At 35.7% G+C, this 8,239-nt stretch carries 10 protein-coding genes; 7 read left to right on the forward strand and 3 right to left on the reverse strand.

The annotated features are described in order from the left end of the window. Nucleotides 1-100: 100 nt before the first annotated feature. The 6 genes from ACFVSH_RS20045 (at nt 101) to tnpB (ending at nt 4,681) form a co-directional block, all read left to right on the forward strand. Nucleotides 101-730, forward strand: coding sequence for a fumarylacetoacetate hydrolase family protein (locus ACFVSH_RS20045; protein ID WP_387598182.1), 630 nt, complete (start codon nt 101-103; stop codon nt 728-730). 248 nt (nt 731-978) lie between these two features. Continuing rightward, the gene (locus tag ACFVSH_RS20050) at nt 979-1,407 is read left to right on the forward strand and encodes a MarR family winged helix-turn-helix transcriptional regulator (RefSeq protein ID WP_260287702.1); all 429 of its coding nucleotides are present in this window, start codon (nt 979-981) and stop codon (nt 1,405-1,407) included. A gap of 411 nt (nt 1,408-1,818) precedes the next feature. Beyond that, on the forward strand, nt 1,819-2,760 hold the full coding sequence (locus ACFVSH_RS20055; RefSeq protein ID WP_387707487.1) for a sporulation protein: 942 nt from the start codon (nt 1,819-1,821) through the stop codon (nt 2,758-2,760). A 615-nt stretch (nt 2,761-3,375) separates the two neighbouring features. Continuing rightward, nucleotides 3,376-3,603 (forward strand): hypothetical protein, encoded by a 228-nt coding sequence (locus tag ACFVSH_RS20060; protein ID WP_387707489.1) that lies wholly within the window; start codon nt 3,376-3,378, stop codon nt 3,601-3,603. A gap of 374 nt (nt 3,604-3,977) precedes the next feature. Then, entirely contained in the window at nt 3,978-4,298 is a 321-nt protein-coding gene (gene tnpA / locus ACFVSH_RS20065; RefSeq protein WP_387597298.1) for an IS66 family insertion sequence element accessory protein TnpA, read from the forward strand. Continuing rightward, nucleotides 4,295-4,681, forward strand: a complete 387-nt coding sequence (gene tnpB / locus ACFVSH_RS20070; RefSeq protein WP_387707491.1) for an IS66 family insertion sequence element accessory protein TnpB — start codon at nt 4,295-4,297, stop codon at nt 4,679-4,681. Before tnpA ends, tnpB begins: the two co-directional genes overlap by 4 nt. A 150-nt stretch (nt 4,682-4,831) precedes the next feature. Here tnpB and ACFVSH_RS20075 read toward each other — a convergent pair whose 3' ends face one another. Next, nucleotides 4,832-5,371 carry an ECF transporter S component gene (locus tag ACFVSH_RS20075; RefSeq protein ID WP_387597292.1) on the reverse strand — a complete coding sequence of 180 codons (540 nt, stop codon included), beginning with the start codon at nt 5,369-5,371 and terminating at the stop codon, nt 4,832-4,834. 207 nt (nt 5,372-5,578) lie between these two features. Here ACFVSH_RS20075 and ACFVSH_RS20080 point away from each other — a divergent pair, with 207 nt between their 5' ends. Then, nucleotides 5,579-6,427, forward strand: a complete 849-nt coding sequence (locus ACFVSH_RS20080; protein WP_387707493.1) for a pyridoxamine kinase — start codon at nt 5,579-5,581, stop codon at nt 6,425-6,427. Between the two features lie 202 nt (nt 6,428-6,629). Here ACFVSH_RS20080 and ACFVSH_RS20085 read toward each other — a convergent pair whose 3' ends face one another. Both ACFVSH_RS20085 and fabF read right to left on the reverse strand, forming a co-directional pair. Beyond that, nucleotides 6,630-6,764, reverse strand: coding sequence for a hypothetical protein (locus ACFVSH_RS20085; protein WP_387597287.1), 135 nt, complete (start codon nt 6,762-6,764; stop codon nt 6,630-6,632). Between the two features lie 194 nt (nt 6,765-6,958). Continuing rightward, entirely contained in the window at nt 6,959-8,194 is a 1,236-nt protein-coding gene (gene fabF, locus ACFVSH_RS20090; RefSeq protein ID WP_387707495.1) for a beta-ketoacyl-ACP synthase II, read from the reverse strand. Nucleotides 8,195-8,239: the final 45 nt, after the last annotated feature.

The raw sequence follows: 8,239 nt of genomic DNA on the forward strand, positions 1-8,239 counted from the left end.
TCCAATCAACCTTAAATCGTTTTGTTTTAAAAACAACAATCTTTACGAAAAGAGCCATTCATTAATTTTAATTTCTAAAAAGAAAAGAGTGAGCTTTATGATGAAAGACATTAAAAATATCTATTGTGTAGGTCGAAACTATGCCTTGCATGCAAAAGAATTGAATAATGAAATACCAACTTCCCCTTTTTTATTTTCAAAACCGACTCATTCGCTTGTGGAAGCAAAAGGCCAGTCAATTACTTTGCCGGGTAATCAGGGTTCCGTTCACTTTGAAACTGAACTTGTCATACATATCGCAAAGCAGTACGAATCAGGAATGAAAGTAGACGAAATGGTAGATGCGATGGCCATTGGGTTGGATTTAACGCTTAGAGATGTTCAATCACAGTTAAAACAAAAACAGCACCCTTGGCTTTTGGCTAAAGGTTTCAAAAATTCTGCTGTTGTTAGTGAGTTCATTCCATTTCCAGGTGTCGAAGCATGTGAACAATTAGATTTTTCCTTGTTAAAGAATGGAGAGCGTGTACAAGTCGGAAATATTAAAGACTTACTATTTGATTTGCAAACGATTATAGAATTTACAGAAGAGCATTTTGGACTTGGGAAAGGAGATATTATTTTTACAGGTACTCCAAGTGGTGTAGGACCTCTTTCAGACCAAGACAAGCTTTCACTAAATTGGGGTGGAAATGAAATTGGATCCTGTTCAGTTACACTGAATTCATGAAAAAAGGAGCAGTCATTTTGACTGTTTTTTTTATGGAGTAATTCAAACTTAGACAAAAAGAAGAAACTCGTCTAAAATGAAGAGAACAATTTAACAACATGGAAACTGCCAATATGGCACGTACTTTTTCAAAAAGTTAAATCATTAAATTTAGGCTTTGGAAAATTAATTTTTAATGAATTAGAACAATTTAATTGAATGAAGATAATCAATTTTAATTATAAAGGATAGAACAGGGTGGAAAGTGCATGAAGAACAACCAAGAAAAGAAGTATTTAGATAATTGGCTATCTCTTACTAATATTCAAATGAGCATTACGAATGAGCTGGAAAGTGCTTTGCAAAAAAATCATAACCTTTCGTTAAAAGAGTTTTACGTTCTATACTTTTTATCCAAAACAAGCGAAAAACAATTGAGGCTACAACAATTACAAGAAATGGTAGGATTAAGTCAAAGTGCTATATCTAGGCTGGTAGTCAGACTGGAAGCAAAAAGCTGCGGCGTTTTACAAAGGCAAATATGCGAAGATGATCGACGAGGTATTTACACACGTTTAACTAGAATAGGTGAAGAAAAACTACAAATTTCCTTAAATACTGTTCATGAAATTCTGCACTCTGCTTTTTCGAAAGGAAACCTTCAAGATGAGTTACAATCCTTAATCAAAAAATTATAATATAGTTTCTTACATCCTTTAAGTACTAAGTGAAGACGGTTATTTCTACATATCTTAGATAGGAATATTCCTTTGCCCTGTAAGATTTAAATGAACTGAAATTATTTAAATCTTAGTGTTGCCTTTCGTTTTTATTTTGGACGGAACTGTTGACAAAAAGAGAAGTGTCAATGCGAAAATAAATGTAAGCGCATGCATTCAAGAGGGTGTTTTACTTACTCCTTTTTCATATGAAAATCACCTACTGCAGTAAATTCATTTGAAACTATTTTCCTTCTTCGACGTATTACATCAAGAGTAATTTAGAAATTTCATGAAATGCGAATGGATTTCTTGTCATTTCTTATTACTCCCCATTTTACTTACATATTCTTAAGACGGTTTGAGATAATTTCGAAGGGAAGAAGAAGCATGTTCAAAAAGATTTTAGCAAGTTTAGGAAAAGGAGCCGCAACTGTAGATTTACAATGCGGTAATCGTAATTATCAAGCGGGAGAAAGCATCCAAGGGGAGGTTGTCATTCAAGGTGGTGAGGTGGAACAGAACATTAATCAATTGACTGTCCGGCTTATGATGAATGTGGTATTAAAACAAGAAAGCGTTTCTAAGGAAGTTGCCCATATACCATTAGTTAATCGAGAGTGTATTCACCCCAAAGAACATAAGGTCATTCCTTTTCATTACGTCCTGCCTACGAATATACCTATTTCAAGGGGAACTGTCTCATACTATCTGGATACACATCTTGATATTGAGGGTGGGGTTGACCGCAAAGATGTAGACCGGCTAGTCATCCAACCCCAGAATTCTCTTCAAGCCATTTTTAATGCAATGACTCAATTAGGTTTTCGCGAGACAGCTGACTCCGGTAAACTCGACAAATATGGACAGGAATTTGCTTTTTTTCCCACTCAACAATTCATGGGACAAGTAAATGAAGTTGAAATGCGTTTTGCCAATGAAGAATCAGGTATCCGGGTTTGGATGGAAGTTGACTGTAAAAGCGGATACAAGGAAATTGAAGCAAAACGTGAGTTTCATTTAAATCAAAATGTTCTTGAACATGAAGCCGGACTTGAAAAACTACTAGGAAAATATATATCGGAAGCCATTGATCAGCCTTATGCTTTTACACAGCCTTTCTCTTATTCCGCAAACCAGCATCATGGTCGCGCTTCCCAATTAAACGCTATACCTGGAATGGTTGGTGGATTAGCAGTGGGTGTTTTAGGGACGATGCTATTTACTGAGATGTTGGAAGGTTTTGATATTGAGGAAATGTTTGAAGAGGCAACAGAGGATTTTGATGGGGGATTTGATGCATTTTTTGATAATGGAGATGGGGAATCCTAATAAAGCCATTAGTTAGTTCCTATGTTAACGTAGAAAAGAAAAAGTACCCACTAATCATTGCTTGGGTAAGGATTGGAGAACAAGCGTTACTTACTTTGATCAGTAAGTAACGCTTGTTTTATTGTTGTTTGGTTTATAAGAAAAACCAGGAAGAGGACATTCAACAGTGCAATTTGCTTCCTTTTGCATATGCTTCGATTTTCCCCTAATCCTATTTATCTTCCTATATTAATAAAAGTTTTATCATCAGCCTGAAATCTCCATTCTTCATAGTCAAGCGCTCCTGGAACAATTCAGGAAAAGAGTCTAGAAAAGAAAAAACATGTGGGTAACCTAATTCATTCTTAATAAATGATTGAGTTTATATAAAGTAAATTAACCTATAAGGGTTTTTTGGTTATATAACCTTTTGGGGGGATTATTATTATTTGAATAATGAAGAACCGAAGGAGAGAAAATATGAATGCTCGATACCTAGACCTTTTGATTTCTGAATGGTTTTAATGCTTTCATCACCTGAAATAAACCTTCGGTATTTGATTTGCTGTAAAAAATGAATAAACAATCATATAAAGCCCATTCTATATACAAGAATGATAAAAAGGAGATTACATCGTGAAGCCATATGAAATAAAAAATATGATTATTGATGACGAGTTTGATGGTGAAGAATCGGTTACAGCCGATTTTACTCACAATGAAAAAGATTATAGCATTACTTTTAAAAAAGAAGATCTTGAAATAATTAATACATGGGTTTTTGAGGATGGTTCATCTCTTCCAGCAAATTTATCAGGTATTATCATTGAATCGATAAGGGAAGATATTAAAAAGAGAATCTAGTCATTTGCACTAGATCTTTTTTATGGTCAGTTTCTTAATAGAAGAAAAATTTAAACCTTGTTTATTTATGATAAAAGATAATGAAGAATCATTGTTTGTGGTGCAATACCAATAAGAGTGAGAGTGATAAGGCTTAAATTTTTTTACTTCGGAATCTTAACTGTTTTTAACTAAATTAATCGATGTAGCTAATAGGTATTTGAAAAATATGGATTTATGAACATAAGAAAAGCCCTTAAGAAAAAAGGGCTTTTTCGTTGTGACTGATTATGGTAACTAACTAAGTTTCTCTGTAAGCGCCAAATATTCCCCACCTACAATTTGTAAATAAGGCATGAGATAATCTCCTTACATCCTATATGTGGAGGTTTTTTATGACAAAACCACTTATAAAGAAGGAATGGGAAGCCCACATCCAAGATTTTAAAGAAAGTGGATTATCCAAAGCTGCTTGGTGTCAAAAACAGAATCTACCGGTTCATCGGCTCTATTACTGGCTCAAGAAATTATCACCTCAAGTGAAAGATCCGAATGAAAGTAAACGTACAAAATGGATATCTATGAATGTCCCTCCTATAGAAGAAAAAATACATACCAACATCCGCATTCATTTTAAAGAAGCTACAATTGAAATAGATGCACCTTTTACTCCCCATATGCTTCTACAAGTGATGCAGACGGTTAAAAAGCTATGATGTCAGAAGAAACAGCCATTGGAAGGGTATGTATCGCACAAGGAGTTACAGACCTACGTAAAGCCATTGATGGACTGGCAGCCATTGTGAAGGAAGAGTTTGACTTAGATCCCTTTTCCTCTTGTTTATTTGTCTTTTGCAATCGCTCACGCGATAAACTAAAGATTCTCGTGTGGGAACATAATGGGTTTTGGTTGCACTATCGCAGATTAGAAAAAGGGGAATTTGACTGGCCAACTCAACATCCGAATGTCCCACTCACCATTTCAAGAAGGCAACTGAGGTGGCTTCTTGATGGATTTGCTTTTCATCAAAAACAAGGACATCAAGCCGTATATGCGAGAACAATCCTGAGAAAAAACTCTTATGGATCTTACGAATAAAAAAGAAATAGATAAAGTCTTGCCGTGGTCATCTAGTTTACCCTCTGCATGCAGAGTACCGATAAAAAGGGAAGCAAACAAAACATAGTCCCCAAATACACCATCCATGTAGTATTTGGGGGCTACTTGACGTTTACCTTTATAGCGAATTTACTTAAAATAAGGAACCTTTTTCAAAGCCACACAAACTGGAACGGCAACGATAATTCCTAATATATTTTGAACGAGATCTCCAGGTATCGAAGCTAAAGGTGCAATCCAATTACCGTATAGAATCCCTTCACCAATATAATAAACAGCTATCATAAATGGAATGGAAACGATTGTTGCTATTACATTGAAAGCAATGCTAGTACCGTTGCGACCCTTTGACCAAGCGATTTTACCAACTATATATCCTTGCAAACCACGCGCCACAATGGTGATAGGTGCCCACAATGCCCACCCTCCAACTATATCAAATAACCCCATTCCTATCGCACCAGCAAGAGCTGCTTTTTTAGGACCAAATAAAATAGATGCAATAAAAAGCATAGCTGTTCCTAGATGAACTAACCCTCCATTTGCGGAAATTGGCAGTTTAATATTCAAAAAGAAAGTAGATAGGAACACAAGTGCAATCAACATTGCGGTAATAATTAGATCCATAGTTTTTTGACTTGACTTTGAATAACTTTGTGTATTTTGCATATCTGTAAACCTTCCTAACTAGAATTTTCCTATGATTTTAGCAAAAGACTGGTGTCTATAAAAGTGTCAATTTATTAAAAAACTATGAGGTCAGTTTAAAAAATACAGATATTATACGTATTGAAAAGAGAGAGGAGATGACTGTTTTTAGCTGATTTATGATAAGATAAATAAAGTTTAAAGTGGATAGGCCATATGGAGGTTATTATGAAAAAAGTTGCTGTACTACAGGATTTATCATCTTTTGGAAAATGTTCATTAACAGCTGCAATTCCGGTTCTTTCGGTCATGGGCGTGCAGGCATGCCCTTTACCAACGGCCATATTGACTGCGCAAACCGGATATCCAAGTTTTTTTTGTGAAGATTTTACATCCAAAATGAAATACTTCATAGAAGAATGGAGCAAGCTTAATGTAACCTTTGATGGAATCTATACCGGCTTCGTTACTGGTGAAGAGCAAATTAATAATATTTTCCATTTTTTAGATAAATTTTATACAAAAGAAACCATTTTACTTGTTGATCCAGTAATGGGGGATATAGGAGAAGTCTATAAACTTTTTACCGATGAATTACTGGTACTTATGAGAGAACTGGTGAAGCGTGCAGATGTCATTACACCAAATGTTACAGAGTGCTGTTTATTAACCGGATTGCCTTATGAAAAGCTGCATAGCTATTCAAACGAAGAGGACTATATTAAAGCGATAGAAGAAGCAGGGAATATGTTGCAGCAAGAAACGGGAGCCCAGGTTATCATCACTGGAATGAATCCACCGTCAGCAGATTCAGAGATGCAGTTTATCGGAAATATGTATTTGGACGGAAGTAGAACCTTTTATAGTGCGACGCAGTATAACGGTGAAAGCTATTCAGGTACTGGTGATTTATTTGCATCTGTGATTATGGGAAGCATGATGCGTGGAGAGAACCTAGAAAAATCCGTACAGCTCGCAGTGGCATTCCTGACAGAGGCTATCAATGATTCCTCCTTGGAGCAAATTCCTAAAGTAGAAGGAGTTAACTTCGAAAAATATTTACGAATGTTATTATGAATGCTTTGGAAAATGGAAAAAAATAGAGTAACAAAAGCTCGGCTTTTTGACTAACCGAGCTTTTTGTATAAATCAAATAGTACTTAAATTTTGTCGAATATTGTAAAAAATCACTTAAATAATAAGGAAACTTTCTATTTACCTCACAACAGACAGTATTTATGTTCGTTAAAGTTTGAAAATATTTAACTTCCATAGACCTTTACAATTGAAGCATTTTCTTTATTATTTCTGATCTATCCTTATCAGGAAATAGAGCTTCTAATTCCTCGATTGTAGATAATATTGTTTTTTCTTCAAGTAATTTTTCTTCATCTTTAGTCCACTTTATCGCCATTACATTATCCTTTCTTTATTTAGATTTCTTTTTTTCATTCTTAAGTCTTTTAACGTGAGCTCTCATTTTATCTAATTCCTTTTGTTTCCCTTCTTCATCATTTGCCAATGCAGAAAATAAAGCTATCGTGCCTAATTTGTAGAATTCGTTTCTCTTGAGGATCTTTAATTTAAAAATATGATGCAAAAGTTAATTCACTCATATTTTTTTAAAACGATTGCTGCGTTATGGCCTCCAAAACCAAATGAATTGGATAGACCAGTATTTATTTTCACCTTACGGGCAATACCCGGTACATAATCTAAATCACATAATGAGTCAGGCTTTTCCAAGTTGATGGTTGGAGGAATGATTCCTTCCTGTAAACTTTTTGCCAAAGCAATTGCTTCCACGCCTCCAGCTGCTCCTAACATGTGACCAAGCATAGATTTATTAGCTGTTATTGGGAGTTGATAAGCTTTTGATTCAAATAGTTTTTTAATTGCCAGTGTCTCAGAACGATCTCCAACTTCTGTACTTGTTGCATGAGCGCTAATGACATCAATCTCTTCAGGAGAAATTTTTGCGTTTTTCAAAGCCATTTTCATTGCAAGATAGGCTCCTTTACCTTCTGGGTGTGTAGCCACCATATGATAGGCATCAGAACTTGCACCATACCCAATGACTTCAGCGTGAATTTTTGCGTTTCTACGTAAAGCGTGAGACAAAGCTTCCAAGATTAAAATTCCTGCTCCTTCTGACATGACAAATCCATCTCGATTTACATCAAAAGGACGGCTAGCTTTAGTTGGATTATCGTTTCTCGTTGATAATGCTGTAGCATTACCAAAACTAGCTAACGATAAATCTGTTATAGCTGCCTCTGCTCCTCCTGCAAAAACGGCATCAGCTTCTCCAAAGCGAATAAGTCTGAATGCTTCACCAATAGCTGTATTACCGATCGCACAAGCAGAAACAGGTGACATAGTAGGTCCCATTGCGTTCCACTTAATACTAATTTGGGCCGCGGCAGCATTTGAAATCATGGCTGGTACCAGGGTTGGACTGACTCTTCTAGGACCTTTCTCTCGAAGAGTATCCACATTATCAATAAATGTTTCAATTCCTCCTATCCCCGAACCAACATATACGCCAAGTCTTTCCAGATTGACATCATCAATATCTAAATCAGAATCAGCCCAAGCTTGTTCAGCAGCAGCCAAAGCAAATTGAGTAAAACGATCTAGACGTCGTGCTTCATTTTTTCCCAAGATCTCATCTGCATTAAAGTCACGAATAATTCCTGCAATTTTTGCTTTATGATTGCTTACGTCAAATGTATCAATAGAGGAAATGCCAGACTTCCCTTCAGTCAGATTCCTCCAAAATTTTTCTACGTTGTTTCCAATAGGAGAGACCACTCCCATTCCTGTAATAACGACTCTTTCCATTTTTCATCACTCCAAATGAATAGTATACTTGTATTATACTTCGGG

It is taken from the genome of Peribacillus sp. NPDC058002 (genome assembly GCF_042886655.1).
Classification (GTDB): domain Bacteria; phylum Bacillota; class Bacilli; order Bacillales; family DSM-1321; genus Peribacillus; species Peribacillus aracenensis.

What these genes read in the sequence shown, in the direction of transcription:
- ACFVSH_RS20045 (WP_387598182.1), top strand. Translation starts at nt 101, where the DNA reads ATGAAAGACATTAAAAATATCTATTGTGTAGGTCGAAACTATGCCTTG.
- ACFVSH_RS20050 (WP_260287702.1), top strand. Translation starts at nt 979, where the DNA reads ATGAAGAACAACCAAGAAAAGAAGTATTTAGATAATTGGCTATCTCTT.
- ACFVSH_RS20055 (WP_387707487.1), top strand. Translation starts at nt 1,819, where the DNA reads ATGTTCAAAAAGATTTTAGCAAGTTTAGGAAAAGGAGCCGCAACTGTA.
- tnpA (WP_387597298.1), top strand. Translation starts at nt 3,978, where the DNA reads ATGACAAAACCACTTATAAAGAAGGAATGGGAAGCCCACATCCAAGAT.
- tnpB (WP_387707491.1), top strand. Translation starts at nt 4,295, where the DNA reads ATGATGTCAGAAGAAACAGCCATTGGAAGGGTATGTATCGCACAAGGA.
- ACFVSH_RS20075 (WP_387597292.1), bottom strand. Translation starts at nt 5,371, where the DNA reads ATGCAAAATACACAAAGTTATTCAAAGTCAAGTCAAAAAACTATGGAT.
- ACFVSH_RS20080 (WP_387707493.1), top strand. Translation starts at nt 5,579, where the DNA reads ATGAAAAAAGTTGCTGTACTACAGGATTTATCATCTTTTGGAAAATGT.
- ACFVSH_RS20085 (WP_387597287.1), bottom strand. Translation starts at nt 6,764, where the DNA reads ATGGCGATAAAGTGGACTAAAGATGAAGAAAAATTACTTGAAGAAAAA.
- fabF (WP_387707495.1), bottom strand. Translation starts at nt 8,194, where the DNA reads ATGGAAAGAGTCGTTATTACAGGAATGGGAGTGGTCTCTCCTATTGGA.